20 protein-coding genes are annotated in these 26,435 nt (G+C 70.5%); 8 read left to right on the forward strand and 12 right to left on the reverse strand.

Annotated features, from left to right (window positions below; all coding sequences use genetic code 11):
- Window positions 1-78 precede the first annotated feature (78 nt).
- Window positions 79-1,293 carry an NADP-dependent isocitrate dehydrogenase gene (locus E4M00_RS02150; RefSeq protein ID WP_055911435.1) on the reverse strand — a complete coding sequence of 405 codons (1,215 nt, stop codon included), beginning with the start codon at window positions 1,291-1,293 and terminating at the stop codon, window positions 79-81.
- 160 nt (window positions 1,294-1,453) lie between these two features.
- On the opposite strand from E4M00_RS02150, the gene E4M00_RS02155 reads away from it, so the two are divergent.
- Both E4M00_RS02155 and E4M00_RS02160 read left to right on the forward strand, forming a co-directional pair.
- Entirely contained in the window at window positions 1,454-1,906 is a 453-nt protein-coding gene (locus tag E4M00_RS02155) for a GNAT family N-acetyltransferase (protein WP_135118899.1), read from the forward strand.
- Window positions 1,890-2,267, forward strand: coding sequence for an MGMT family protein (locus E4M00_RS02160; protein ID WP_240036783.1), 378 nt, complete (start codon window positions 1,890-1,892; stop codon window positions 2,265-2,267). Before E4M00_RS02155 ends, E4M00_RS02160 begins: the two co-directional genes overlap by 17 nt.
- 33 nt (window positions 2,268-2,300) lie before the next feature.
- Here E4M00_RS02160 and E4M00_RS02165 read toward each other — a convergent pair whose 3' ends face one another.
- From E4M00_RS02165 to E4M00_RS02175, 3 genes are all read right to left on the reverse strand, one after another.
- Window positions 2,301-4,094, reverse strand: coding sequence for a sensor histidine kinase (locus tag E4M00_RS02165; RefSeq protein WP_135118900.1), 1,794 nt, complete (start codon window positions 4,092-4,094; stop codon window positions 2,301-2,303).
- Entirely contained in the window at window positions 4,091-4,768 is a 678-nt protein-coding gene (locus E4M00_RS02170) for a response regulator transcription factor (protein ID WP_135118901.1), read from the reverse strand. The genes E4M00_RS02165 and E4M00_RS02170 overlap by 4 nt, the downstream gene beginning before the upstream one ends.
- Window positions 4,769-4,857: 89 nt before the next feature.
- Window positions 4,858-5,208, reverse strand: coding sequence for a response regulator (locus E4M00_RS02175; protein WP_135118902.1), 351 nt, complete (start codon window positions 5,206-5,208; stop codon window positions 4,858-4,860).
- A 392-nt stretch (window positions 5,209-5,600) separates the two neighbouring features.
- On the opposite strand from E4M00_RS02175, the gene E4M00_RS02180 reads away from it, so the two are divergent.
- Window positions 5,601-6,116 (forward strand): hypothetical protein, encoded by a 516-nt coding sequence (locus E4M00_RS02180; RefSeq protein ID WP_135118903.1) that lies wholly within the window; start codon window positions 5,601-5,603, stop codon window positions 6,114-6,116.
- Complete coding sequence (locus E4M00_RS02185; RefSeq protein WP_204772950.1) at window positions 6,061-7,344, forward strand: type III PLP-dependent enzyme; 1,284 nt, start codon at window positions 6,061-6,063, stop codon at window positions 7,342-7,344. Before E4M00_RS02180 ends, E4M00_RS02185 begins: the two co-directional genes overlap by 56 nt.
- On the opposite strand, the gene E4M00_RS02190 is transcribed toward E4M00_RS02185, so the two are convergent.
- Window positions 7,341-9,146: an ABC transporter ATP-binding protein gene (locus E4M00_RS02190; protein ID WP_135118904.1), complete on the reverse strand. Its 1,806-nt coding sequence runs from the start codon at window positions 9,144-9,146 to the stop codon at window positions 7,341-7,343. The genes E4M00_RS02185 and E4M00_RS02190 overlap by 4 nt on opposite strands.
- Window positions 9,143-11,005, reverse strand: coding sequence for an ABC transporter ATP-binding protein (locus E4M00_RS02195; RefSeq protein ID WP_135118905.1), 1,863 nt, complete (start codon window positions 11,003-11,005; stop codon window positions 9,143-9,145). Before E4M00_RS02195 ends, E4M00_RS02190 begins: the two co-directional genes overlap by 4 nt.
- Before the next feature lie 453 nt (window positions 11,006-11,458).
- Between E4M00_RS02195 and E4M00_RS02200 the strand changes: the two genes are divergently transcribed.
- The 4 genes from E4M00_RS02200 to E4M00_RS02215 are packed head-to-tail and all read left to right on the forward strand — an operon-like array spanning window position 11,459 to window position 18,628.
- Window positions 11,459-14,149 (forward strand): ABC transporter permease family protein, encoded by a 2,691-nt coding sequence (locus E4M00_RS02200; protein WP_135118906.1) that lies wholly within the window; start codon window positions 11,459-11,461, stop codon window positions 14,147-14,149.
- Window positions 14,146-16,863 carry an FtsX-like permease family protein gene (locus E4M00_RS02205; RefSeq protein ID WP_135118907.1) on the forward strand — a complete coding sequence of 906 codons (2,718 nt, stop codon included), beginning with the start codon at window positions 14,146-14,148 and terminating at the stop codon, window positions 16,861-16,863. The genes E4M00_RS02200 and E4M00_RS02205 overlap by 4 nt, the downstream gene beginning before the upstream one ends.
- 5 nt (window positions 16,864-16,868) lie before the next feature.
- Complete coding sequence (locus E4M00_RS02210; RefSeq protein WP_135118908.1) at window positions 16,869-17,930, forward strand: ABC transporter ATP-binding protein; 1,062 nt, start codon at window positions 16,869-16,871, stop codon at window positions 17,928-17,930.
- Window positions 17,927-18,628 carry an ABC transporter ATP-binding protein gene (locus E4M00_RS02215; RefSeq protein ID WP_135118909.1) on the forward strand — a complete coding sequence of 234 codons (702 nt, stop codon included), beginning with the start codon at window positions 17,927-17,929 and terminating at the stop codon, window positions 18,626-18,628. Before E4M00_RS02210 ends, E4M00_RS02215 begins: the two co-directional genes overlap by 4 nt.
- Here the strand turns inward: E4M00_RS02215 and ddaH are convergent.
- The 6 genes from ddaH to E4M00_RS02245 form a co-directional block, all read right to left on the reverse strand.
- A complete protein-coding gene (gene ddaH / locus E4M00_RS18140; protein WP_135118910.1) occupies window positions 18,609-19,859 on the reverse strand; it encodes a dimethylargininase in 1,251 nt (416 codons plus the stop codon). The genes E4M00_RS02215 and ddaH overlap by 20 nt on opposite strands.
- Window positions 19,860-19,891: 32 nt before the next feature.
- Window positions 19,892-20,977 carry a Glu/Leu/Phe/Val dehydrogenase family protein gene (locus E4M00_RS02225; protein ID WP_135118911.1) on the reverse strand — a complete coding sequence of 362 codons (1,086 nt, stop codon included), beginning with the start codon at window positions 20,975-20,977 and terminating at the stop codon, window positions 19,892-19,894.
- A gap of 112 nt (window positions 20,978-21,089) precedes the next feature.
- A complete protein-coding gene (purH, locus tag E4M00_RS02230) occupies window positions 21,090-22,691 on the reverse strand; it encodes a bifunctional phosphoribosylaminoimidazolecarboxamide formyltransferase/IMP cyclohydrolase (RefSeq protein WP_135118912.1) in 1,602 nt (533 codons plus the stop codon).
- On the reverse strand, window positions 22,688-23,281 hold the full coding sequence (purN, locus tag E4M00_RS02235; protein WP_056167776.1) for a phosphoribosylglycinamide formyltransferase: 594 nt from the start codon (window positions 23,279-23,281) through the stop codon (window positions 22,688-22,690). Before purN ends, purH begins: the two co-directional genes overlap by 4 nt.
- Window positions 23,282-23,452: 171 nt before the next feature.
- Window positions 23,453-24,712 (reverse strand): cell division protein PerM, encoded by a 1,260-nt coding sequence (locus E4M00_RS02240; RefSeq protein WP_135118913.1) that lies wholly within the window; start codon window positions 24,710-24,712, stop codon window positions 23,453-23,455.
- Between the two features lie 33 nt (window positions 24,713-24,745).
- Window positions 24,746-26,317: a hypothetical protein gene (locus E4M00_RS02245; RefSeq protein ID WP_240036785.1), complete on the reverse strand. Its 1,572-nt coding sequence runs from the start codon at window positions 26,315-26,317 to the stop codon at window positions 24,746-24,748.
- Between the last annotated feature and the right edge of the window lie 118 nt (window positions 26,318-26,435).

The raw sequence follows: 26,435 nt of genomic DNA on the forward strand, positions 1-26,435 counted from the left end.
CCACCGCGGCGCTGCGATCCTCCAGTCGCAGGACTGGAGCGCGGCGCCGGCGGTGGGCCGGACGACGGATGCTGCTGCTTACGCCAGGCGCGCCCGCAGGTTGGCGGCGATCGACTCGAGGAACTGCTCGGTCGTCTCGTAGCCCTGCTCCGGTCCGACGAGGAGCGCGAGGTCCTTCGTCATCGAGCCGGACTCGACGGTCTTGATGACGACGTCCTCGAGCGTCGACGCGAAGTCGATGAGCTCCTGGTTGCCGTCGAGCTTGCCGCGGTGCGACAGGCCGCGCGTCCACGCGTAGATCGACGCGATCGGGTTGGTCGACGTCGGCTTGCCCTGCTGGTGCTGGCGGTAGTGACGGGTCACGGTGCCGTGGGCGGCCTCGGCCTCCACCACCTTGCCGTCCGGCGTGGCCAGAACGCTGGTCATGAGGCCGAGCGAGCCGAAGCCCTGGGCCACGGTGTCGGACTGCACGTCGCCGTCGTAGTTCTTGCAGGCCCAGACGTAGCCGCCCTCCCACTTGAGCGACGATGCGACCATGTCGTCGATCAGGCGGTGCTCGTAGGTGAGACCCGCGGCGTCGAACTGCTCCTTGAACTCGGTCTCGAAGATCTCCTGGAAGAGGTCCTTGAACCGGCCGTCGTAGGCCTTGAGGATCGTGTTCTTGGTGGACAGGTAGACCGGGTAGTTGCGGTCGAGGCCGTAGTTGAGCGAGGCGCGAGCGAAGTCGCGGATCGAGTCGTCGAGGTTGTACATGCCCATCGCCACGCCGGAACCCGGCGACTGGAAGACCTCGAAGGACTGCGGCTCCGAGCCGTCCTTCGGGGTGAAGGTCATCGTGAGGGTTCCCTCGCCCTCGAAGCGGAAGTCGGTGGCACGGTACTGGTCGCCGAAGGCGTGGCGACCGACGATGATCGGCTTGTTCCAGCCGGGGACGAGGCGCGGGATGTTCGAGATGATGATCGGCTCGCGGAAGATCACGCCGCCGAGGATGTTGCGGATGGTGCCGTTCGGCGAGCGCCACATCTTCTTCAGGCCGAACTCCTCGACGCGGGCCTCGTCGGGGGTGATGGTGGCGCACTTGACGCCGACGCCGTGCTTCAGGATGGCGTGAGCCGCGTCGACCGTGATCTGGTCGTCGGTCTCGTCACGCTTCTGGATGGAGAGGTCGTAGTACTCGAGGTCGATGTCGAGGTACGGGTGGATGAGTGAATCCTTGATGGCCTGCCAGATGATGCGTGTCATCTCGTCGCCGTCGAGCTCGACGACGGTGCCTTCAACCTTGATCTTGGACAATTGTTGTTCTCCTCGAAAGATGCGGGCCGATCGGCCCCGACAATCCTACCCGAGCAACGCAACTATCTCGACATCAAGACAGTTTGCTCGGATTTCCGCGGGTGACGTCGGCGCAAAGGCCGACTTTCCGCTGCGGCGACGAGCAGGATAGCCTTGCGTCATGGGTGAGATCAGACTGGAAGAACTGTCGGCGTCGAATATCGCGGCGGCGAACACCCTGAGCCTGAAGCCCGGTCAGGAGCAGTTCATCACGCCGGTCTCGTACTCGGCCGAGACGACGGTCACCGACCCCGCCGCGGCCTGGCAGCGCGTCGCCCGTCTCGACGACAAGGTCGTCGGCTTCATCCACGGCAACTTCGATCCCGACAACGAGCACGACGAGTTCCGTGCCTGCATCTGGCGCATCAACGTCGACGCCGATGCCCAGGGCCAGGGCGTCGGACGTTTCCTCGCCCGCGCCCTCGCCGAGGAGGCCCGCACGCGCGGCTTCGACCGCATCACGGTGATGTGGGAGCCCGGCACCGAGGGGCCGGAGGCGTTCTTCCACCGCATCGGATTCGTCGACGTCGACCAGACCCAGTACGGCGACATCATCGGTGCCCTCGCCCTCTGAACCCGGCCACGTCGGGCGCGCCGGACGGCCGGCAGCGGCATCCGCTCCCCGTCGTCAGCCTGCCATCGCGGAGGGCTTCGTCGCCGCGGTGCTCGAGGTCGTCGACTCCATTCCGCCCGGCCACGTCATGACCTACGGTGATGTCGCAGCCACCCTCGGTTCGCGTGGCGCCCGCGTGGTCGGGCAGGTCATGGCGCGGTACGGCTCCGATGCGCCCTGGTGGCGCGTCATCAGGGCCGGCGGGCATCCGCCGATAGACCACGAGGATCGCGCTCTCGTGCACTACCGCGACGAGGGCACCCCCATCGTGCTGACGGATGCCGGCTACCGCGTGGCGTCGGCGGCGCGCTGGCGGCCCTGACCGCCCGGTCCCCCAGCTCGCCCGTGGTGGTCGTCAGCTGACGCGCTGCTCGACGAGTGCAGCGGCCGGGATGCGCGCGGCGACCGTCGTGCCGCGCCCTCCATCCCCCATCGACAGCTCCACCGTTCCGCCGAGCGCCGCGATGCGGTCGACGAGCCCCATGAGCCCCGTGCCCTTCGAGAAGTCGGCTCCCCCGCGGCCGTCATCGGTGACGCTCACGCTCAGTCCGTCGTCATCTGCGGCCAGACGGATGCTGCAGTGCGATGCCCCGGCGTACTTGGCGACGTTCGTCAGGCACTCCGCGATGAAGAAGTAGAGCGTGGTCTCGGTCAACGGGGGCAGGTGATCGGGGACGTCGACGTCGACCTGCACGGGCACCGGTGAGCGCGCCACCAGCTCGCTGATCGCCATGCCCAGGCCGCCGAGGGTGAGTGAGCTCGGGTGGATGCCGCGCGCGAGCTCGCGCAGCTGCTTCAGGGAGCCGCTCAGCTGCGCGAGTGCGTCCTCGAGATCGGCCGCGAGCCCGTCGTTGCCGTCGGCGCTGGCACGCGTGATCGCCATCCGCAGGCTGAGGGCGAGCGACACGAGCGACTGCTGCGAGCCGTCGTGCAGGTCGCGCTCGATCTTCTTGCGGGCTTGGATGCCGGCCTCGATGATGCGCACGCGCGACTCCCGCACCTCCTCGAGCGTCTGCTCCAGCTCCTCGCGCAGGCGTCCGTTGTCGACGGAGAGGGTCAGGGCGGTCGACACGGCGTCCAGCAGCTCCTGGTTCTCGCTGAGCGCCCTGTCGTGATCGATGACGGCCAGACGCCCGGACTGGGAGTCGATCGGCATGATGGCGCGCCCGCGGGGCCGCGACCGATCGGGTTCCCCCTGCATCACGGTGCCACGGGAGTCGACGTAGCCGTCGAGCTGCGGCTCCCACCAGTACACCTTGAGCGCCGGGTCGCGCAGGGTCTCGGCGAGCACCGCCTGCCAGTAGTCGCGGTCGACGCCGTCACGGGTGTGCACCATGAGGTCCGACACCCGCCCCCGGAGGCTCCGGATGAAGACGAGCCCGGCGACGAAGCTGATCGGGATCGAAGCCGTTCCGAGGTACCCGAGGTAGGTGAACAGGGCGGAGCTGCCGCCGGTGATGTCGGAGACCGTGCCGTAGGTGACTGCGGCGCACCACAGGATGAGGGCGACGGGCATCACGAACGCGACGTTGCGCGCCGGCGTCGTGCCGCGCATCCAGCGCACAGTGACCAGCACGATGATGCCGATGATCAGCGCGATGCCGAGAGCCCGGAACCCGAGGTCGATGGCCGAGTAGAGAGCCTCGTTGGCCGCGAAGGCGTAGGCGTTCGGAGCACAGGCGCAGTCGGGGTAGCGAGCCGGAGCCGGCATGAGGAACAGCACGGCCAGCATCCGGATGACGACCGCGACGCCCCCGATGGCGAGCAGCCACTTCTCCACGGGGCCGAAGAAGCGCCCTGTCGGATACACGACGACGAGTCCAGCCTGCAGCACGGCCCAGAAGAGCCCGACGGACTCCAGCAGCGGCCAGAGCGCGCCGTAGGGCCACATGGCCGCGATGAAGGCCGGCGGCAGCCAGAGGAACGCGATCGTGATCATGATGCGCGCCGGGATGGGCGAGTCGGCCGTCTCCCACGCGATCCACGCGCACACGGCGTAGCTGAGGCCGGCGAAGGCGTGGAAGATCGTCCCACTCAGCGACCAGGGCTGGGTCAGTGCCGCGGCCTCGAAGCCGATGACCTCCTGGGCGACGATGAGCGCCGCCGCGAGGGCGACGAGCAGGAGCCTGCGGAGCCGCAGTGGTGTCACGGCTGGCCGAGCAGGCGGAGCACGGCGAGGACCCGCCGGTGATCCGTGGGCGACTCGTCGATGCCGAGCTTCGACATGATGTTCCCGATGTGGGTCTCGACGGTCTTGAGGCTGAGGAACAGCGTCGAGGCGATGCCGGAGTTCGATTTCCCCTCGGCCATGAGCGAGAGCACGTCCCGTTCCCTGGGGGTGAGCACCTCGACCGATGGGTTGCCCTTCTGCGCGACGAGTTGGGCGACGACCTCGCTGTCGACGACCGAACCGCCCGATGCCACGGTCCGCACCGCCTGGACGAGCCGCTCCGGCTCGGCGACGCGGTCCTTCAACAGGTAGCCCGTGCCTCCACCGGCGCTCATCGCCCGGATGGCGTAGGCCGGGGTCGCATACATGGAGAGCAGGAGCACGCCGACCTTCGAGCCGTTGGCACGCAGGGTCTCGAGAGCGACGATGCCCTCGTCGGTGTGCGTCGGCGGCATCCGGATGTCGAGGACGACGGCGTCGACGGGCTGCTCCTGCACGACCCGCAGCAACTCGGCCGCCGTGCCGACCGAGGCGACGATCTCGCAGCCGCCGGCCGTGAGGACCGTGGAGATCCCCGTGCGCAACAGCATCGCGTCGTCGGCGATGGCGACCCTGGTCGGCGTCCCGTCAGGGGTGACTCTCTCCGCGTTCATGATCGTCCAGTCTGTCGGGCGCCGTTCTCGCGACGCTGGGGGTGACGGATTTGACTGAAGGTGCTGTGCGATTGTGCAGGTGCCGCGGGTCAGGCGACGAATTCGCGGAGACCGGCTCCGGAGAGCTCGTCCTTCGGGATGAAGCCGTCGGCGCCACTCGTCTCGATGCGACTGCCATAGTCACTCCGATCGCGACTCGATGTGAGAACGATAGCGAACGAACCGAGCGCGCGCAGCGATGGAACAACATCGAAACCCATCGCATCCGGCAGCATCACGTCGAGAAGCACGAGGTCCGGCAGGCTCTCGCCCACGAGCGCGACCCCGGTGAGGGCGGACGCGGCGTCGCCGACCACCTCGAAGCCGTCGGCTTCGAGGAGCCTGCGCACCTGATCACGAAACACGTCGTGGTCGTCGACGATCACCACCCGAGACACCATGTCCCGATTGTCCCCCGGGCGCAGACCTCGACCTGACCAGCGAGCCGAAGATCGGGGACCACCCCGAGACCTCACGGAGGGCGCGCACCGATCCGCGCCCCCGTTCGAGGGAGGAACATGACTGTCGAACTCGCGAAAACGTACCGGGCACAGCGGTCGTGACTCGCAGATCCAGCTCGTCGGCATCCGGACCCGAACACGGACAGACGATCAGCCGGTCGGGTTCACGAAGAGGGGGAAGACCTGAACCCGACAGGTCCTCCCCCTCTTCACGTGCGCGTGGAGCCGGCCGGACTCCCCCGCGGCGGCCGGCCACATGTCCGGGTTGTCCCCTCCACGTCGAGGTGCCAGCACCGACGCGGCAGCGGCTGCAGCGGACGAGGATCGCCTGCGTGACCTCCCTCCGAACCCGTCGATCAGCCCAGGTGTGGCTCGCGCGCTACCTGGTGCCCGAGATCCTCGGAACGGCGGCGGCCCTGCTGGCGGCGTGGAGCGTCTACGAGGCGACTCGGTCCCTGGCCGTCTCCGCGGTGGCGGGCACTCTCGCCGAGACCATCGGCTACTACGCGGTCATCGTCGCGCGCACGGTGCGCGGGCATGCGGCGACGAACGGCCCGGTCGCCACGACGTGGCTCAGCATCCGCTCGCTCGGTGCCGAATTCGGACCGGCCGAGATCGTCGACACCCTGCTGGTGCGCCCCGCACTGCTCTGGGCCATCCCGGCCACGATGGGCGCCACCCCGCTCGCCTGGCTGGTCGGCAAGCTCGCCTCCGACGTCGTTTTCTATGTCATCACCATCACGAGCTTCGAGCTCGGCAAGCGTGTCATCCTGCCCCACCCGAAGGAGAATCATGACCCCCGCATCCCTGTCGACGTTGCCGGCTCCGTCGGTCCGGCAGTCCGCTGACGACGGGCACATCGTTCGAACCGCCGCCCGCGTTCCGGCCCCTACACACCGCGCCAGGGTGCGCGCCGAGCTCGCGCGGTACAGCGCGGCCATCGGGCTGACCGGCATCGTGCGGCGCCATGGCTCGCCGCTCCTGGTGCTCGACACCGCGCGCGTGCGCGACCAACTCCACCTCCTGCAGCGGGAACTTCCGGCTGCGCACGTCCACTTCGCGACCAAGGCCCTCCCGCATCCGGCCGTCGTCCGTACGATCGCGGAGACCGGGGCCTCGTTCGAGGTCGCGTCACGGGGTGAGATCGCCCTGCTCCGAGACGCCGGCGTCGATGTCGGGCGCACGCTGCACACGCATCCGATCCGGTCGCGAGCGGATATCGCCGATGCCTACTGCAGCGGCATCCGGCGCTTCGTGGTCGACAACCCGGGCGAACTGTGGAAGCTCGCGGTGCTGCCCCGCGACATCGACGTGCTCGTGCGGTTGAGCTTTCCGAACCCCGCCGCGCGGTGCGACCTGTCCACCAAGTTCGGCGCGACCGAGGTGCAGGCAGCGGCTCTCGTGGAGCAGGCCATCGGGCTGGGAGTGAGCGTTGCGGGATTCAGCTTCCATGTCGGCAGTCAGACCACGACGGTCGCTCCCTTCGAGCGCGCCATCCGCCGCACGACCAGCCTGATGAGCGAACTCGAGGTTCGCACCGGAGCGCGCTTCTCCGTGCTCGACCTCGGCGGCGGCTTCCCGATCGGCTATGACGAGGCCGTGCCCGATCTCGCCGTGCTGGGTGCCGGCATCCGCACGGCCATCGCCGCGGGCGGTCGGAATGACACCGTGCTGCTGGAGCCCGGCCGGTTCGTCACCGCCACGGCGATGACGCTGGTCTCCCGCGTGATCGGATCGAGCGACCGGGTCGACGGGCGGTGGCACTACCTCGACGACGGGCTGTACGGCAGCTACTCCAACGTGCTGACCGAAGGGGTGCATCCGCTGGTCTTCGCCGCGAGCGAGCTCACGGGATCGGCGGTCCCGGATGCCGCACGCGAACGCGCCACCCTCGCCGGACCGACCTGCGACAGCGTCGACGTGATCGCGCGCGGCATCGAACTGCCCGCGCTGGATGAGGGCGACCTGCTGGTGAGCCCGATGATGGGCGCGTACACCTCGGTGACGGCTTCGGGGTTCAACGGACTCGAGCCGACGCCGATCCATGTGATCGACGCCGGCCCGCTCCGCTTCTAGACCAGCGAGTCCCGCCAGGCCGCGTGCAGCTGGGCGAAGCGCCCCGTGCCCGAGATGAGGTCGTCGGGGGTGCCGTCCTCGACGATGCGGCCGTACTCCATCACCAGCACCCTGTCGGCGATCGCGACGGTCGACAGCCGGTGGGCGATGATGACGGCCGTGCGGTCTGCGAGCAGGGTCTGCAGGGCCTCCTGCACGAGACGCTCGCTCGGGATGTCGAGCGACGACGTCGCCTCATCGAGGATGAGCACGGCGGGGTCGGCGAGGAATGCCCGGGCGAACGAGATCAACTGGCGCTGACCCGCGCTCACCCGCCCACCCCGCTTGTTCACGTCGGTGTCGTAGCCGTTCGGCAGCCCGTCGATGAACTCGTGGGCACCGACCGCCTTCGCCGCCGCCACGATCTCGTCGAACGACGCGTCGGGCTTGCCGATGGCGATGTTGTCGGCGACGGAGCCCGAGAACAGGTAGGCCTCCTGCGTGACCATGACGATCGCGCGCCGCAGGTCTTTCGGGTGCAGGTCGCGCAGGTCGACGCCGTCGAGCGTGACGGCCCCGTCAGTCGGGTCGTAGAACCGCGAGATGAGCTTGGCGAGGGTGGTCTTGCCCGCACCGGTCGACCCGACGAGGGCGATCGTCTGGCCTGCCGGCAGCTCCAGGTCGAACTGCGGCAGGATCTCGCGATCCGACCTGTAGGCGAACCTCACGCCCTGGAACCGCACCGTGCCCTGGGCCTCCCAGAGGTCGACGGGCTTCACGGGATCCGGCACGCTCGGCTTCTCCTCGAGCACTCCCGAGATCTTCTCGAGCGCCGCCGTGGCCGACTGGTAGGAGTTGTAGAACATCGCCATCTCCTCCATGGGGTCGAAGAAGCGCCGCGTGTAGAGCAGGGCCGCGAGCAGCACGCCGATCGCCATCTGCCCGTCGATCACGCGGAAGCCGCCGACGAACAGGACGACACCGACGGCCACGTTGCCGATGAGCACGAGGCCGGGGTCGAAGATGCCGAACAGCTGGATGACGCGGGCGTTCACGTCGCGGTAGTCCTCGGTGAGGTCGCCGAACTCCTTCCCGTTGCGCTTCTCCACGCGGAACGCCTTGACGGCACGGATGCCGGTCATGGTCTCGACGAACTTCACGATGAGCTTCGCCGAGGCCACGCGCGACTCGCGGAACAGCCGCTGCGACCGCGTCTGGAACCAGCGGGTGAGCACGAACAACGGCACCAGCGCGACGACCAGCACGAGGCCGCTCGTCCAGTCCAGGGTGAACAGTGCGATGCCGATGAATCCCATGTAGAGCACACCGCGGATGAGGCCGTTGATGCCCTCGTCGAGGAGCTCGCGGATGGCGTCGAGGTCGCTGGTCTGGCGCGAGATGATACGACCCGAGGTGTACGACTCGTGGAACTCGAGGCTGAGGCGCTGCGTCTGCAGGAACACACGTGTGCGCAGGTCGATGAGTACGGCCTGGCTGATGCGGGCGCTCAACACCGTGTACCAGGCGATGAGCACCGCACCGAGCACGCCGGTGACGAGGTAGGCGCCGCCGACGAGGCCGAGCGGACCCCAGTCCTGCTTCATGAGGGCGGGAAGGCCCTGGTCGATGCCGATGGCGATCAGCGCCGGACCGGCCACCTGGAAGGCGGTCGAGAACACGATGACGATGACGGCGAGCACGACGTGCGGCCGCAACGGACGCAGCAGCGAGCCGAGCAGCTTCAACGAGCGCTGGCGGATCTGACGCGACTCCTCCTTGCTGAAGTCGGTGCGCTCCTCGCCCTCCACTCCGGTGACGCTCATCGGTTCACCCCCTCCTTCTCATCGAACAGATCTCGATCGGTCTGGCGCGCCTGGTCACGGCGCTCCTCGTCCTCCAGGCTCGAGATCACGAACCTGTAGTGGTCGTTGGTCTCCAGCAGCTCGGAGTGCCGCCCGACGGCCGTGATGCGGCCGTCCTGCAGCAGCGCCACCCTGTCGGCGAGCATGACCGTCGACGGCCTGTGCGCCACGATGAGCGCCGTCGTCGAGGCGAGCACCCGGCGGAGTGCTGCCTCCACCAGGGCCTCGGTGTCGACGTCGAGCGCCGACAACGGGTCGTCGAGCACGAGCACGGCCGGCTTGGCCGCGACGGCACGAGCCAGGGCGAGTCGCTGGCGCTGACCGCCCGAGAGGCTCATGCCCTCCTCGCCGACGGTGGTGTCGACACCCTCGGGCAGGTCGTGCACGAAGCCGGCCTGGGCGATCTCCAGCGCCTCGGCGAGGGCGGCATCCGCTTCAGGACTGCGCTCGGCGAACTCGGGGCGTCCGAGCAGCACGTTGTCGCGCACCGACGCCGAGAACAGCGTGGCGTCCTCGAAGGCCATGGCGATGTGGCGGCGCAGTTCCTCGCGGCTGAAGTCGCGCACGTCGACCCCGTCGAGGCGCACTGCTCCCCCGGTGACGTCGTACAGGCGTGTGGTGAGAGCGGTGATCGTCGACTTGCCCGAGCCGGTGAGGCCGACGAGCGCCATGGTCTCTCCCGGCTGCAGGGTGAGTTCGACGCCGTCGACCAGGTCGGGGAAGCGCTCGGGCGAGTCCTGGTAGCGGAAGTGCACGTCGTCGAAGTGCAGCTCGCCGCGCGGATCCGTGATGGTCACCGGAGCCTCGGGGTCGCGAATGGCGTTGACCTCGTCGAGGATGTCGAAGAAGCGGTCGGTGGCCGTGCGGGTGTCGAAGGTCATCGACAGCAGGAAGCCGATCGACTCGACGGGGAAGCGCAGCACCGTCGCCGTGGCGAAGAACGCCAGCAGCGTTCCGACGCTGAGTTCGCCCTGCGCGGTCAGCCACACGCCGACGACGAGGCAGAGCGCGAACGCGACATCCGGAACCATGAGCAGCCACAGCCAGATGCCGGCGATGGCCCGGGCCTTCTCGATCTCGGTGCCGCGCAGGTCCTCGGCCTGCGAGGTGAAGTTCTTGAGCGCATGCTTTCCGCGACCGAACGCCTTCAGCACCCTGATGCCGTGCACGGACTCCTCGACGGCCGTCGCCAGGTCTCCGGCCTGGTCCTGGCTGCGCCGGGCGATGGTCGAGTACTTGCCCTCGAAGACGAAGCCGTAGATCCAGAGCGGGATCGAGCACACGAAGAAGATGAGGCCGAGGATCCAGTTCATCGAGATGAGGATGCCGAAGCCCACGATGATCGTGATCACGTTGACCACGAGCAGGATGATGCCGAAGGCGAGGAAGCGACGGATGAGGCCGAGGTCGCTGACGGCGCGCGAGAGCAGCTGGCCGCTCGGCCACTTGTCGTGGAACGCCACGGGCAGATCCTGCAGCTGGTCGTAGAGGCCGTTGCGCATGGCCGCCTCGACGTGGGTGCCCGGGGTGAGCACGAACCAGCGGCGGAGGGCGATGAAGATGGCCTCGAGCACGCCGAGCCCGATCACGAGCAGGGTCGCCGGCCAGATGGCCGAGGCGTCACCGGTCGACAGCGGGCCGTCGACGAGCACCTGCAGCACCTGCGGGATCGCGAGCGCGACGAGGCTGGCGAGCAGCGCCGAGACCGCGCCCAGGATGAGGAAGGGCACGGCCGGCTTGACGTAGGGGTAGAGCCTCAGGAGCGTCCGGATCGTTCCGGGACGGTCTTGAGGCGGGTGCTGGTGCTGAACGGAGGGCATGTCTCACTGTTTCTGACGGGGTGGCCGAGGAACCTGCTCGTGGCGCGGCCGTGCTGAGGACGGCGCTGGCGAGCGGGAATCCGCTGTCGGCGTGGTGGTGAGGGTGTGAGCGCCGGTCGGTCGCGCGGACCGGCGCTGTGCGGGACGGGCGTCGCCCGTGCGGCGTGCGGTTCGGCTACTCCGTGATCGCGGCGAGGCGGGCCGCGACGACAAGGCCGGTGGTCGCTCCGGATCGGGGCGTCGGCTTCTGTGTCTTCGTCATGGCATCCTCCTGCGCGTCTTCGTCGAATCTGGGTGCCACCGTCGCGTGCGGGGCGGCAGGCAGCCTTGCAGACTATACCCGCGCGTCCGTCGACCGCAACGGCGGCGTCGCGCGATCTGCTGCCGATGTGTCGATTACGCTGACGGGAGTGTCGGCATGGCGGCGGACGCGGACGAGACGAGGGGGCGCTGGTGGGATCGATCCGTCTCGCCGTGCTCCGAGCACGAGCCCACGCGGGACTCCTCCTCGGCCTCGGAGCCGTCGTGGCCGTCGCGGCGCTGGCCGGCGTCGGCATCATCGGAGGGCTCGCCACCTCGACGGCGACCGGCGTGCACGATGCCCTGGCGGCATCCGGACCCGCCACGGAGTTCGTGGTCGCGGCCGACCCATCCGATCCCGACGACGCTGCGGCCGCCCAGGACGCCGTCGACGCCCTCATCAGCGAGACGGTCGGACACGGCGAGGTCGAGAGATCCGTCGATGACAACGACCGGCTGGTGTGGGTGATCACCCCGGCCGAGAGCGCGCTGACGCCCGACGGTGCGACCGAGCTGCGCCACGAGATCGACGACCTCGTGGCGGTGCTCGACACGGCGACCATCCCGGCCACGACGGTGTCCACCTCCGGGGCGCTGCCCGCCACCCTCGCCGAGCTCGATCGCGGTGTCGTCGCCGTGTCGTCGGTGCAGCCGGTTCCGCTGCTGCTCGTGTTCGTCTTCGCGTGGTTCGCGCTGGCCCAGATCGCCCGCCTTCTCCGCAGTGCTCGTTCGTTCGAGGGCGAGCTGCTGACGGCGCGCGGGATGACGGCGTCGCAGCTGGGCACGCTGGCCGTGCTCGAGTCGGCCGTGACGGTGATCCCCGCGGCGATCGTCGGCACGGCGGTCGCCGTCGCCCTGCTGGGGGTCCTGCACCCCGTCGAGGCGACCTCGCTGAGTGGATGGCCCTTCGCAGTCGTCGTCGCACTCCTGGCGCTTCTCGTGGCTGGGCTCAGCGCCGCACGCAGTGTGCTCGGCGGCGCCGCCGGGCGGCGGGCCGAGCGCTCGGGTCGCGGCGTCGGCACCCTCGCGGCCACGGCGACCGGGGCCGTTCTCGCCACCGTCGCGGCATCAGTCTCCGTCGCGCAGCTGCTGCAGTACGGCTCGCCCCTCGTTTCCTCCGCCGACGGCGGCGTGCGCGTCGACCTCATCGCCGAGTTCGCCCCCGTGCTCGTGCTGGTGGCCGGGGCGCTCATCGCCGTGCTCGTGCTGCGGCCCGCCGTCGTCGCCGTCGAGCGGGCGACGGCCCGGGGAACGGGGCTCGCCGGCTCTCTCGCCGCCCGCCAGGTCGCGCGGCGCTTCCCCATGTTCCAGGTGGCCGTGCTCCTGGTCTGCCTGGCCGTGGGCAGCGCCGTGTTCGCCTCGGGGTACTCCGCTACCTGGCGTGCGTTAGCCGAGGCATCAGCCCAGCAGGCCACGGGAACGTCGGTGCGGGTGGCCCTCGCCGACGACTCGACGGCCGCGACGACGACGGCTGCCGTGCGCGAGGTCGACGGGGTGACGGATGCCGCCCCCGTCGCCACGGCTCCCATCAGGGTGGGCGACGACCCGGCCTCGCTCACGGCCCTCTCGCCCGCGGAGATGACCGGAGTGCTGGCCGACGTCGGCGGCACGGTCGACACAGCCGCCCTGGCCGCCGCACTCGCCGAGGACGTGCGACCCGGCCTCGCCCTTCCCGAGGGCTCCGAGTCGCTGCGGCTCGATGTGGGCGTCTCGGCGCCGGATGACAGCCGACGCGGCGCGATCGCGCTGAGCGCCTGGCTCGCGGACGTCGATGGTGCCCTCGTCTCCATCGACCTCGGCACCCTCGAGGTCGACGGCCCAGGACGTGGCACTGTCACGGGCGAGCTGCCTGCCACCGAGGGCGGCTGGAGCCTGCTCGCCGTCGACGGCCGGCTGAGTGCCGCAGATGGCGCGGACGGCATCGTCATCGAGCTGACCGCCGTCGAGACGGCGCCGGAAGCTCCCGAGACGTTGCCGTTGCCCAGTGCCGCCGAGGCGACATTGGCCTCGACCGAGCCGCTCGGCCGGATCATGACGACGGATGCCGCAGGCCAGGGCGTGCCTGCCGTGATCTCGACCGCCCTCGCCGACAAGCGCGGACTGCGGGTCGGCGACCCGTTCGACTACCAGTTCGACGGACTGCTGCGTTCGGGATCAGCCGTCGTTGCGGGGCTGACGCCCTCGGTACCCGGGTCGGCCGACGAACTCGCTGCCCTCTTCCCGCTCGCCACCCTCGATGACGCGCTCCTGCGCGGCAACGATACGACGGCCGCCGCGAACGAGGTCTGGGCTGCGGCCGATGATCCGGCCGGCGTCGCCGCAGCCATCGAAGCCGGGCCGGCAGACGGTACTGCTGAGAGCGCTGCCGACGTCGTCACGATCGCGTCTCCCGGGGCCGCGACGCTGCTCGCTGAGCCCGTCGTCGCCGCCGTGTGGGTCGGCGTCGGAGCCGCCATCGCCCTCGCCCTCATCGCGACCGTCGGCATCCTCTCGGCGCTGGGCGCCGCCCGCTCAGGCGAGGTGGCGCTCCTCCGGGCCATCGGCGTGCCGTCGCGTGCGCAGGGCAGGGGCCGCGCGGTCGAGCTCACTGTGGCGGTCGTCGCCGGCGGCCTGGTCGGCGTCGCCGTCGGGACCGCGACCGTTGCACTCACGGCCACGCAGTTCGCCGCGGCATCCGTCGCCGAGGCGTCCCTCGTCACGGGCGTGCCGCCATCGATCGGCGTGCTCGCCCTCGTACTGGCCCTGCTCGCCCTCGGTCTGCCGCTGGCTGTCATCATCGCGCTGCACGCCCGCTCCGTGCGTCGCCGTGCCGCCAGCCCCGCGGCCGTCGGGGAGGCATCGTGAGTCGCCGCTCAGCACACTCCGGCCCAGCGCTCCTGCTGCGCCATCTCGCCGCCCACCCCGCCGGCGGACTCACCGTGGCTGTGCTCGTCATCCTGCTGTCAGCCCTCGCTGCCGCAGCGCCCCGGGCGGTCGAGGCCATGCACACCAGATCGCTCGACTACGCCGTCAGTGCGCTCGAACCCGCGCAACGCGACGTCACAGGCGGGGCGATCGGCGTGCCGAATCCCGGCGCCGGCGGCACGTCAGGGCCCGATGCGCTGCCGTCGGAGTCCCGGGCGGCATGGGGCGGGTTCAACGACAGGGTCGTGGCCCTGCACGACAGCCTGCCGTCACCGCTCCGCGAGGCGACGGGTCGGCCGCAGTACTTCCTGTCGCAGGACAGCCTGCCCATCACCAGGATCGGCGACGAGAACTACGGCGAACTGGCCCTCGCCTACGACCCCCGAGCCTCTGACCACGTGCGGTACATCGACGGCTCACCGCCCTCCGAGACGGACGACGACGTCGTCGAGATCGGCCTCGCCACCGCCAATGCCGACATCCTCTCCTGGGGAGTCGGCGAGATCCGCCAGGTCCAGGCCGACCGTGGCGAGACGTACAGCGCCCGCCTCTCGGGCGTCTTCGAGCCTGTCGACCCCGATGACGACTACTGGTCGCACGCCCCTCTCCTGCTCGAGCCGAGCCTCGTGCAGGAGCCGCTCGGTCCTCCGGTGTACACGGTCACCGGGCTCGTCGACTCCTCCGAGCTGCCCGCTCTGGCCGTCTCCCCCACCGCGGTGCGCGTCGAGGTGTGGTTCCCGCTCGACCCCGATGCCGTGACGCAGGCCGACGCGCCGGAGCTGGTCGAGCAGTTGCGCCGCCTCGAGTCGGCTCCTCCCACCGTCGTGATGACGCGCAACGAGTTCTTCGACTCCATGCTGTCGTTCTCCGCCGGTCCGGCCGACACCATCGAGGACACCCTGACGACGGATGCCGCCGTCGACGCCGTGCTCGCCATGACGGCCTCCGGACCCCTCGGCGTGATGATCGCCGTGCTGCTGCTCGGCTGCCGGATGATCAGCGGCCGCCGGGCCGATGCCCTTCGCCTGCTCGCGGCCCGGGGCGCGAGCGGCGGCACCCTGCGCGGCCTCATGGCGATCGAGGGACTGGTGATCGGCGTTCCGGCCGCGATCGTGGGATCGATCGTCGGAATCCTCGTCACCACCGGCCCGGTCACGGCCGGCGCGCTTCTGCTGCCGGTCCTGCTCGGACTCCTCCCGGCAGTGCTCCTCGCGCTTCCGGCGCCCGACCTCCGACGCGGCGAGCGCGACGACCTCGACGGCGCGAGCCGGGCCTCAGGCCGGGCCCGCATCATCGTCGAGCTCGTCGTCGTCGGCCTCGCGGCCGTGGCGACCTTCGCGCTGGTGCAGCGGGGTCTCACGACGGCGGCGGCGGCATCCGGAATCGATCCGCTGCTCGCCGCGGCTCCCCTGCTGCTCGCACTGGCCGTCTGCGTCGCCGCGCTCAGGATCTACCCGGTGCCGTTGGCGTGGCTGGCCCGCCGCTCGCACGGGCGACGCGGCCTCAGCGCCTACCTCGGCCCGGTGCGGGCGCTCCGCGATCCGGCGACCGGCCTCGCACCTGTGCTCGCGCTGGTGGTGGGCGTCGCGGTCGCCGTGTCGTCGGGAGTGCTGCTCACGACCATCCGGTCCGGCATCGACGATGCCGCCGTGACGGCCGTCGGTGCCGACCTGCGCGTGAAGGGGACGCCGCTCACCACCGAACAGGTGGAGGCGATCGGCGCCGTCCCCGGGGTGGCGGATGCCGCTGCGGTGTCCGGCGCGAACAGCGCGCTCATCGACGTCGACGGGCGGCGCACCAACACCTCGATCATCGTCGTCGACACCGATGCCCTCGGGCGGGTGCAGGGCGACGCTCCCGGCGCCATCCCTGTCGGGGCAGCACTGCGCGCCGACGGCGATTCGGTCCCGATCGTCGCGTCGGGCGCGACGACGGCCGCTGTCGGCACGTCAACGGATGCCACCCTCGACGGAGAGCCGATCACCATCGTCGCGACGGTCGACGGAAGCACGGCTCTCAGCACTCGGGCGAACTGGGCCGTCGTCGACAGCCGGTTCGCCGACAGGGTCGGAGTCGTCAACCCCGTGACGCATGTGATGCTGCTCAGGCTCGAGCCCGGCGCCGACCTCGAGGCCACTCGGGCGGCAGTTCAGGCCGTTGCGGGCGATGCCGCGACAGTCGACACCCCGGCCGACTCCGCCGCGGTCCTGGCCTCGACTCCGGCTGCTGCCGGCCTGCAGTCCGCCCTGCTCATCGCCATCGCCGTCACCGCCCTGCTCAGCGCCCTCACCATCGCGATGACCCTCGTGCTCGGAGGTCCGGCGCGCGCCCGCATCCTGGTGCTGCTGCGCATGCTCGGAGGAGGCCGGCGCGAGGCGCGCACGCTCGCCGTCTGGGAGATCGCGCCGATGGCCGTCGTCGCGCTGGTGTTCGGCGCAGCGCTCGGCATCGGTCTGCCTCTCGTGATCCTCGCCGGCGTCGACCTGCGCGGATTCACCGGAGGCCGGCTGCAGCCCGCGCTCGCGGTGGACCCGCTCCTCACTCTCGCCCTCGTGCTCGGCTTCGCCCTGGTGACGGCCCTGTGCACGTTCATCGCGCTGTTCGCCTCCGGGCGGGCACGCGCCAGTTCGATCCTGAGGACAGTGGAGGCCTGACGACCATGGAGAAGACGGAGACCCGCGTGATCGAGACGACAGAGACCGGCGAGCCCGATGTGGTCTGCTCCGACCTCGTCCGCATCTTCACGGCGCAGGGAGTGGAGGTCCAGGCACTGCAGGGACTCAATCTGCGCCTCGATCGCGGCGAGCTGGTGGCCCTCATCGGCGCATCCGGCTCGGGGAAGTCGACCCTGCTCGGCATCCTCTCGGGGCTCGATGTCCCCACGGCCGGCGTCGCTCGGGTCGCGGGCCACGACCTGCTCGCCCTCGGTCGACGTGAGAGGGTGGCATTCCGTCGCCGCAGCGTCGGCTTCGTCTGGCAGCAGACGGGACGGAACCTCCTCCCCTACCTGACGGCCGCAGAGAACGTCGCCGCGGCCCTCGCCGTCGCCGGCGCCCGCGGCGACCGGGAGGCGCGCGTCCGGGAGGTGCTCGAGGTGCTCGACGTCGCCGGGGTCGCCGATCGACGGCCGGCGCAGATGTCGGGCGGTCAGCAGCAGCGCGTCGCGATCGCGGTCGCCATCGCGAACGAGCCGCGTGTCCTGCTGGCCGACGAGCCGACCGGCGAGCTCGACGAGGCGACCTCGGCATCGGTCCTCGAGGCCATGCGCTCGGTGAACGAACGCTTGGGCGTGACGACGCTCATCGTCACCCACGACCCCACCGTGTCGGAGCACGTGGCACGCACCGTGCAGATCCGCGACGGGCGCACCTCCACCGAGGTGCTGCGGAGCACCCGCACCGATGAGCACGGCGCCGAGCAGGCCGTCGCCGAGGAGTTCGCCGTGCTCGACCGCGTCGGTCGCCTGCAGTTGCCGCACGACTTCGTCGGCGCCCTCGGCCTGCACGACAGGGTGCGTCTCTCGCTCGAACCCAACCACGTGGCCGTGCGCCCGGGTCAGGAGCAGCGCCCGACCGCAGCTCCGCCGATCCCGACGGCTGTGCCGCATCCTGAGCCGTCGACGGTTCAGGATGCCGCCCCCTCCGCCGCCCCAGCTGCAGGAACGCCCGCCGCACCCCCGCGCGGCCGTCACGCCGCCCCCACCCAGGAGGACGCCTCATGAGCATCGCACTGCGGGCCGAGGGCCTCAGCCGCCACTACACGGTCGGCGAGGCCACGGTGCGCGCCGTCGACGAGGTCTCACTGAGCGTCTCGCCGGGTGAGCTGCTCGTCGTCCGCGGATCGTCGGGCGCCGGCAAGACCACGCTGCTCAACCTGCTGGGCGGTCTCGAGAGCCCGACGGCCGGTCAGGTCTGGGTGGGCGACCGGGAACTCACGAGCCTCAGCGAGAACGAACTCGCGGAACTGCGCCGCACCGGTCTCGGCTACATCTTCCAGGGCTTCGGGCTCATCCCGGTGCTGTCGGCCGCCGAGAACGTCGAGGTGCCTCTGCGTCTCGCCAGGACCGAGGCAGCCGAACGCGATGCCCGCGTCGCCGAGGCGCTCGCCCTCGTCGGGCTCTCCGACCACGCGGCCCAGCGGCCGGCCGAGCTGTCGGGCGGGCAGCAGCAGCGCGTGGGCATTGCCCGGGCACTGGTGTCGCGTCCCGGCATCCTGCTCGCCGATGAGCCCACCGGTCAGCTCGACAGCGGTACCGCCGCGACGGTCATGGACCTGATCTCAGGGCTCGTGCACGACCGCGGCATCGCGGCCATCGTCTCCACCCACGACCCGCTCCTGGTGCAGCGCGCGGATCGCGTGCTCGAGATGCACGACGGGCGACTGCGCGCGGCAGGCGACCTCAGCGCACCCGCACGCTGAGGCAGGTGACGCAGCCCTCGAGCTTCTCGAACTCGGAGATGTCGACGGTCACCACCCTGTAGCCCAGGTCGGAGATGAGCGCGGCGCTGACCGGGGCGGAGCCGGCCATGAGCACGGTGTCGGGTGCGAGTTCGACGACGTGGGCTCCTCCGGCCTCGGGCACGGCCACGAAGCGGTCGAAGACCGTGATGTCGTCGAGCAGCGGCGGGTAGCCGATCACGGTGCCGTCCGGCAGGGCCGTCGCAGCGCTCTTCAGGTGCAGGGCCTTCGTGAGCGGCACGGCGACGACCGTGTAGCCGAGAGGCGCGAGCAGCACGCGGAGCTGGCGGATGCCCTCGGCATTGGTGCGTGTCGACCGGCCGACGTAGACCGTCGAACCGACCTTGAGCACGTCGCCGCCGTCCAGGGTTCCCGGCAGCTCGATGCGCTCGACCTGGACGCCCGGGATCGAGCGCACCGACTCCTCGGCGCCGGCGATCTCGCCACGGCGGGTCTCGGACCCGGGGCTCGCGATCACGGCCACGTCGCCGAACATCACCACGGCGTCCTCGACGAACACGGAGTCGGCCAGCTGAGGCTCGGCCGGAACCTCCACGACCTCCCAGCCCTCCGCGGTCAGGGCCGCGCAGTAGTTGTCCCACTGCTCGTCGGCGACATCCGGGTCGATGCCCTCGCGCTCGATGTGGGTCACGATGCCCTCGGCGAGGTTCTCGGCGGGAATGCGCACGAGGGCGATCCGGCGACTCTGGCCCGACGAGCCGACGCCGTAGCCGAGCACGAGAGCGGTGATGCTGCGCCCGAGGGTGACCTCGCCGAGCGTCACCGCGAGCACGAACAACAGGTTGAAGCCGATGAGGCTCGCGAAGATCTGGCCGAGCACGGCGCCGTCGATGGCGGTTCCGCCACCGGCCACGGTGAGGATGGAGCCGAGCACGGCTCCGATGAGACCGGCGCCCAGACCTCCGGCGAGGGCGGGGAGCCACCAGCGGGTGGCGCCGAGGGCGTTGAAGATGGCCAGCAGGACGCCGGCGACGATAGTGGGCACCAGGAAGAAGTTCGCTGCCCCGGTGAGGGCCGCCGTCGCCTGCTGGCCGCCGATGAAGAACGCCAGGCTCGTGACGGCGAGGGCCACGACGACCACGACGAGCGCCGAGAGCACGCCCGCCGTGATGCGGCGTCCGAGGTCGACGGCCGGAACGGGTGGTCGGGTGGCAGCACTCGAGAAAGTCATGACTGCGACACTACCGGCCACCCTCGCGGCGCTCAGGCGGCGTGCAACCGTGCCTCCGCGATGCGTTCCGCCGCCTCCAACGTCGTCGTGCCGTCGGCCGCGGACTCGCGGAAGATCTCGGTGACGGTGTCGCCGATGGCCAGCACGCGCAGCTCGATCGCGTCGAGGTCCGCATCTCCCGTCGACGCGCCGTCCAGGTAGATCACGCCGCCGCCGTTGACGACGAAGTCCGGAGCCCAGAGGATGCCGCGGTCGGCGAGGCGCCTGGCGCCGTCGCGCGACGCCAGCTGGTTGTTCGCGGCACCGACGACTCCTCGAACCCGCAGCTCGTCGATCACGCGGCTCGACAGCGCTCCGCCCAGACCGCACGGCACGAAGAGGTCCGCGTTCACGGTGTGGGCGTCAGCCGGCTCGACCCAGTGCGCGCCCAGCTCTGCGGCGAGAGCCTTCTTCGAGGTGTCGACATCCGTCACAGTCAGACGGGCGCCACCGGCCGTCAGCGCCCGAGCGAGCCGACCGCCGACCTGGCCGAGGCCCGAGATCACGATGTGGCGTCCCGCGACGTCGCGGGACCCGTCGAGGGCGTCGAGGGTGGAGCCGATCGCGGCGAAGACTCCGGATGCCGTGGCGTCGGCAGGCTCCCCCACCCCGCCCTGCTCGGGCGGAAGGCCGCAGACGTGCGCTGTGCGCAGGGCGACGATGGCCATCAGCTCGGCGCTCGTTCCCACGTCCTCGGCGGTCATGTACGCACCGTCGAGACTTTCGACGGCGTCGCCGAGGTCGAGCATGGCCGCGTGCCGGCCCTCCTCGGTGAGCACGGTGCCGCGCGGAACGTGGATGACGGCCTTGCCACCGCCGCGCGCGAGGCCGGCGGCCGCGTTCTTCAGGGTCATGGCGGCCGAGAGCCGGAGTGCGTCGGCCAGGGCGTCCTGCCAGTCGTCGTACTGCCAGACGCGGCACCCGCCGAGCGCCTGGCCGAGGCGGGTGGAATGCACCGCCACGATGATCGTGAGCCCGGAGCGGCGACCGGTGACGACGAGCACTCGCTCGTGGTCGAAATCGGGGACCGATGCTGCAACGTCGGGAAGGGATGCTGGTGCTGTGTCGATGAGAGTCATCGTTGATTCTCCTTGAGGATCTGCTTCGTGGGCAGGGTGAGCGGCACGGGGTGTGTGCCGCTCTCAAGGATACGCGCGGGGCCGCCCTCGGGCGAGGAGGACGACGAGTCCGTCAGTGGAAGAAGTGGCGCTCTCCGGTGAAGTACATGGTGACGCCGGCGGCCGTCGCCGCGGCGATGACCTCGTCGTCGCGGATGCTGCCCCCGGGCTGCACGATGGCCGTGACACCGGCGTCGATCAGGATCTGGGCGCCGTCGGCGAACGGGAAGAACGCGTCGGAGGCAGCCACGGATCCGGCTGCGCGGTCACCGGCACGGGTCACGGCGAGCTGGCAGGAGTCGACGCGGTTGACCTGCCCCATGCCGACGCCGACGGATGCCCCTCCCGCTGCGAGCAGGATGGCGTTCGACTTGACGGCCCGGCAGGCACGCCACGCGAACTCGAGGTCGGCGCGGGTGGCGTCGTCGACGGGCTCACCGGCGGCGAGGGTCCACTCCTCGAACGGGGCGAAGTGCGTGTCGGCCTGCTGCAGCAGCAGTCCTCCCGAGATCTGGCGCAGCTCGATCCCGCTGCGCGTGTAGTCGGCGGGGAGCTCGAGCAGGCGGATGTTCTTCTTCGCCGTCAGCAGTTCGAGCGCCTCCGGCTCGAAGCCCGGCGCGATGAGCACCTCGGTGAAGATGCCGGCTACGGTCTCGGCCATGGCCCGGGTCACGACGCGGTTGGCGGCGATCACGCCGCCGAAGGCCGACACGGGGTCGCAGGCGTGGGCGCGTTCGTGGGCCGAGGCGATGGCGTCAGCGGCATCCGGAGCAGCCACGGCGATGCCGCAGGGGTTCGCGTGCTTGATGATGGCCACGGCAGGCTCGGTGAAGTCGAAGGCCGCTCGCAGCGCGGCGTCGGCGTCGACGTAGTTGTTGTACGACATCTCCTTGCCGTGCAGCTGGCGCGACTGGGCGATGCCGCCGCCCTCGCGGTTGGCGTACAGCGCCGCCGACTGGTGCGAGTTCTCGCCGTAGCGCAGCGACTGCTGACGCGTCCAGGTGCCGCCGAGCCAGCCCGGGAAACCCGTGCCGTCGTCGTCGGGCGCGACGACGTTGCCGATCCAGGAGGCGACGTTGACGTCGTAGCTCGCCGTGTGGCGGAAGGCCTCTGCTCCGAGAGCCTGACGCTGGGCGAGGGTGGTTCCCCCGGCCTCGAGGGCGGCGACGACCTGCGGGTAGCGTGCCGGGTCGACGACGATCGCGACGTTCGCGTGGTTCTTCGCCGAGGCACGCACCATGGCGGGCCCGCCGATGTCGATCTGCTCGACGATGTCGGACGCCGGGGCACCCGATGCAACGGTCTGCACGAACGGGTACAGGTTCACCACGACCAGCTCGAACGGCGCGATGCCGAGCTCGAGCAGCTGCGCCTCGTGCGACTCCAGCCGGAGGTCGGCGAGGAGGCCGGCGTGCACGGCGGGGTGCAGAGTCTTGACGCGGCCGTCGAGGGCCTCGGCGAAACCCGTCACACTGGCGACATCCGTCACCGCGAAGCCGGCATCCCGGATGGTCGACGCCGTCGACCCGGTGGAGACGATCTCGACCCCGGATGCCGAGAGGGCGCCCGCGAGCTCGAGGAGCCCGGTCTTGTCGCTCACGGAGATGAGGGCGCGACGGATGGGAACGACATCGCGGTCGCGGTAGAGGCTGGGGTCGTGGCTGGGGCCGCTCATGATCGGGAGAGTTCCTTCAAATCGACGTGTCCGTTGGCGATGTCGAGAACGGCCTCGATGAGGAGGCGGCGCTCGACGGGCTTGATGCGATCGTGCAGCGACGACTCGGTGTCGCCGACGTGGATCGGCACCCGCTCCTGCGCGATGATCGGTCCGCCGTCGACGCTGTTGTCGACGACGATGAGACTGGCTCCGGTCTCGGAGGCGCCGGCGGCGAGCGCGTCACGCACTCCGTGCGCGCCCGGGAACTCCGGCAGGTAGGCGGGGTGCGTGTTGATGAGGTTCGGCGAGAGCGCGGCGACGACGCGCGGTGGCAGCAGCCGCATCATGCCGCTCAGGACGACGAGGTCGGGGCCCCAGGCCCGGATCTGCTCGAGCAGGGCATCACCCCAGGTCTCGCGATCGGGGTAGGCGGGGTAGGCGACCGTGAAGGTCGGGATGCCGTACTCCTCGCCCAGCGAGAGCCCGACGGCATCGCGGTCGGCGCCGATCGCCACCACCCGGGCGGGGAACTCGGCATCCTGCGACGCCTCGAGCAGGGCGCGGAGGTTCGACCCCCCTCCGGAGATCAGGACCACGAGCGAAAGCACGTCCACGAGCCTACCGGAGCAGCGGATGCGCCCCCGACGCGGGCGGCCATGCTCAACCGCGCACCGAGACGTGTCCACGATCGGAGCAGCGGATGCGCCCCCGACGCGGGCGGCCATGCTCAAGCGCGCACCGCCCGGGCCCTGCTCAGGTGCGGCTCAATGGCGCACGACTCAGTCGCGCACCGGCTCGTCCGAACGCAGCTCGGCGACGGCCCGCTCGTCGGCGGAGCCCCGCCAGCCGGCAGCCAGCATGGCGAGCACGGCGGGAACCGCGATCTCGGCGGCAGCGAGAAGGCCGACCAGCCACGGGTCGGGGCCGACAGCGGCGAGTCGACCTGGCCCGATCGCCCCACCCGACCACCAGGCGAGCAGCCCGAGGGCGAGCCCGGCCAGGATGCCGATGCCCGCTCCGACGCCCGCCAGGTGGAGACTCGTCGCCGAGGACGGCAGCCGCCGGTGGGCGAGCCACCCGGCCAGCACTCCGAAGGCGATCGGCACGAGCACACCGAGCACGCCGATCGCGGGCTCGCCCTGCGGGAGCGCGCCGAGCACCGGAAGCCCGGGCACGGCACCGAGCACGGTCCCGCCCGGGGCGACGCTCGTGCCGGTGCCGATGAGGAAGCCGGGACCGATCAGCCACGCGGCGGCCCAGATCACCAGGTTGGGAAGGAGCGCCAGCTGCAGCAGCGTGATGGCGACGCCGCCCAGGATGCCGGCCTGCAGGCTCTCGTAGAGCGCCGTGATCGTGGCGTAGTGGGTCACGAGCATCACGGCGACGACGACGGCGGAGATACCGATGATGCCGGCGACGGCGACGGTTGCTCCACGGACCGCTGCGTCGATGCCGGTACGCACCATCGTCGGCCACTGCATGACCGCCGCCCGCAGCCGGACCGCCGTGGCATCACGCCGCCCGACGGGGCCGCGCTGCGACTCCCACTCGGACGCAGCCAGCATCGCGGTGACGTAGATCAGGGTCGGGAGCACGAAGGCCTGAACGGGCGCGGGCCTCGCGACGGCTGCGGTGGCGGTGAGGACCAGGAGGGCAGTGAGCACGGCGAAGGTGACGGCGGCGACGACGACCCCGAGCATCCGGTCCCCGCTGATCACGGCGCGCCGACCGACACGGAGCCCGCTCAGCACCGTGATGAGGGCGAAGCCGAGCAGGGCGATGGAGATCGTGAACGGCTGGGCGGCATCCGGCAGCCCTGTGGTCACGGCCACGGCCTCGGGCAGACGGACTGTGAGGTCGACCCCGTGCCCGACGAGCCAGAGATCGACCGAGCCACGCCAGAACGGAAGCCAGTCCGACGCCATGCGGAGGGTCGTGGCCCACAGGATCGTGAGCGGGACGAGCGGAATGCCGATCCCGACGGCGACGACGACGAGCGCCTCGAGAGCGGCGATCAGAGCAGTCGTTATGCGGTTCATCCGTCAGGGACTCTACCTGCCGGATGCCCGCCCTCAGGCGACGACGACCGGGGTGTCTTCGTCAGCCTCCTCGGGCACTGTCACGACAGGGCGCTGGAGAAGCTCGCTGATGCCGAGCAGGACGATGGCGATGACGGCCGTCCAGATGATCAGTGCCGGCGAGAGCGGCCGCACGAACAGCACGACGGCGGCCGCGATCACGGCGATCAGCACTCGGACGACGACGCGCTGCCGGTAGAGCCACTGGCCGAAGCGACCGGTGGTCACCCCGCGTTCCTCTCCGGCGGTGCGCACCCAGGCGACCCAACCCAGGAAGAGCGCGCGCAGCTTCACCGCAGGGCGGTAGGAGGACGCCAGCCAGCCGACAACGGCCACGGTCACCGCGAGCACCGTCACCGCTGTGATCGTCGCCGAGATGAACGTCAGCACCTGGTCGTAGATGACGCCGGCGGCGGAGGCGGACATGATCGCAGGCGCGAGGTTGGCGATGGTGACGATGCGCCCGACGCCGAGGCCGGCGGCGAGCAGGATCATCACCACGGCCAGGCCGATGCTGGCGCCGAGCAGGGCGACGATGCGACGACGCGCGACGATGACGCCGGCGATCAGGAAGGCGATCGCGACCCAGGGCAGCCAGATCCCGACGCCCACGGCGACGCCGTAGAGCGACTGAGCGAGGACGGCCTGATCCGACTGGGCGATCACGATGGTCTTGTCGATCGTCGGGATCTGCGCGGCGAACCCGATGCCCTTGTTCACCAGGACCTTCTTGACCTCCTCGATGATCGGGGCCAGTTGCACGCCGATCTGGCCTTGGGCGTCGATGCCGATGGCTGCGTTCTCGTCGCCGTTCAGGGTGGCGAGCACCTGAGTGTGAGTGACGGTCAGGGCCTGGGTCCAGATGGCGGAGAAGGCATCGGATTCGACGAACCTCGTCACGGCGTCCTGGATGAGCGACTGGACGCCGGCGGCGGCCGGAGCCCGCAGGAGATCGAGCGCGGCGGAGGCCTTCGGGCCCAGGCCGAGCTCCTGTACGCCATCGAAAAGCGAATCGGTGAGCCCTTCGACGTCGACCTTCTCGTTGATGGCGAGTACGACCTGGTCCGTGACCAGTTCCTGGACGGCCGGGTCGTCCGCGAGCGGGGCGAACGTGGCCACGAAGGTCTCCGTGCTCGAGAGCTGGTTCTTCGCCCAGCTCGCGATGACAGCGGTCGGGGCGAGGATCAGCCCGATCACGATGAGGAACGCCGACAGCACCGCCCACCAACGGCTCGTGCGCGGACGCCGAGTGCGCGCGGGCGGCGGGGACGTGTCGTCCAGCGGGGTGATCGGCACGGTCTCGGCTGCGCTCCGGGCGGCCTCGAGCTCGGCACGCAGCGCGGCGTTCTCGGCAGCGAGTGCCGCTGCAGCCTCGGCCTGCTCCCGTCGCTGCTCCTCGGCCTCCAGGGCCAGGGCCGACGCGGTCTCCTCCTGCTGCAGCCTGAGCTCCTCCGACTCGACGTCGAGAGCGCCATCCGCCTCGCCCTGCTTCAGACGAAGCTCCGCGTTCTCCGCTGCGAGCAGTTCGAGCTGCCGCTGCAGCTCTGCATTCGACAACCGCGCCATGAGCCCAACCTCTCTTCACGTGTTGGGGCCACAGTATCGCCATGGCACGCCGCGGCACAGGGTTGTGGTGCAAACGGCTCCGAATGATGCTGCCGCAACGACAGCGGGGCCCACCGTC

This window comes from Orlajensenia leifsoniae (genome assembly GCF_004570845.1).
GTDB lineage: Bacteria > Actinomycetota > Actinomycetes > Actinomycetales > Microbacteriaceae > Orlajensenia > Orlajensenia leifsoniae.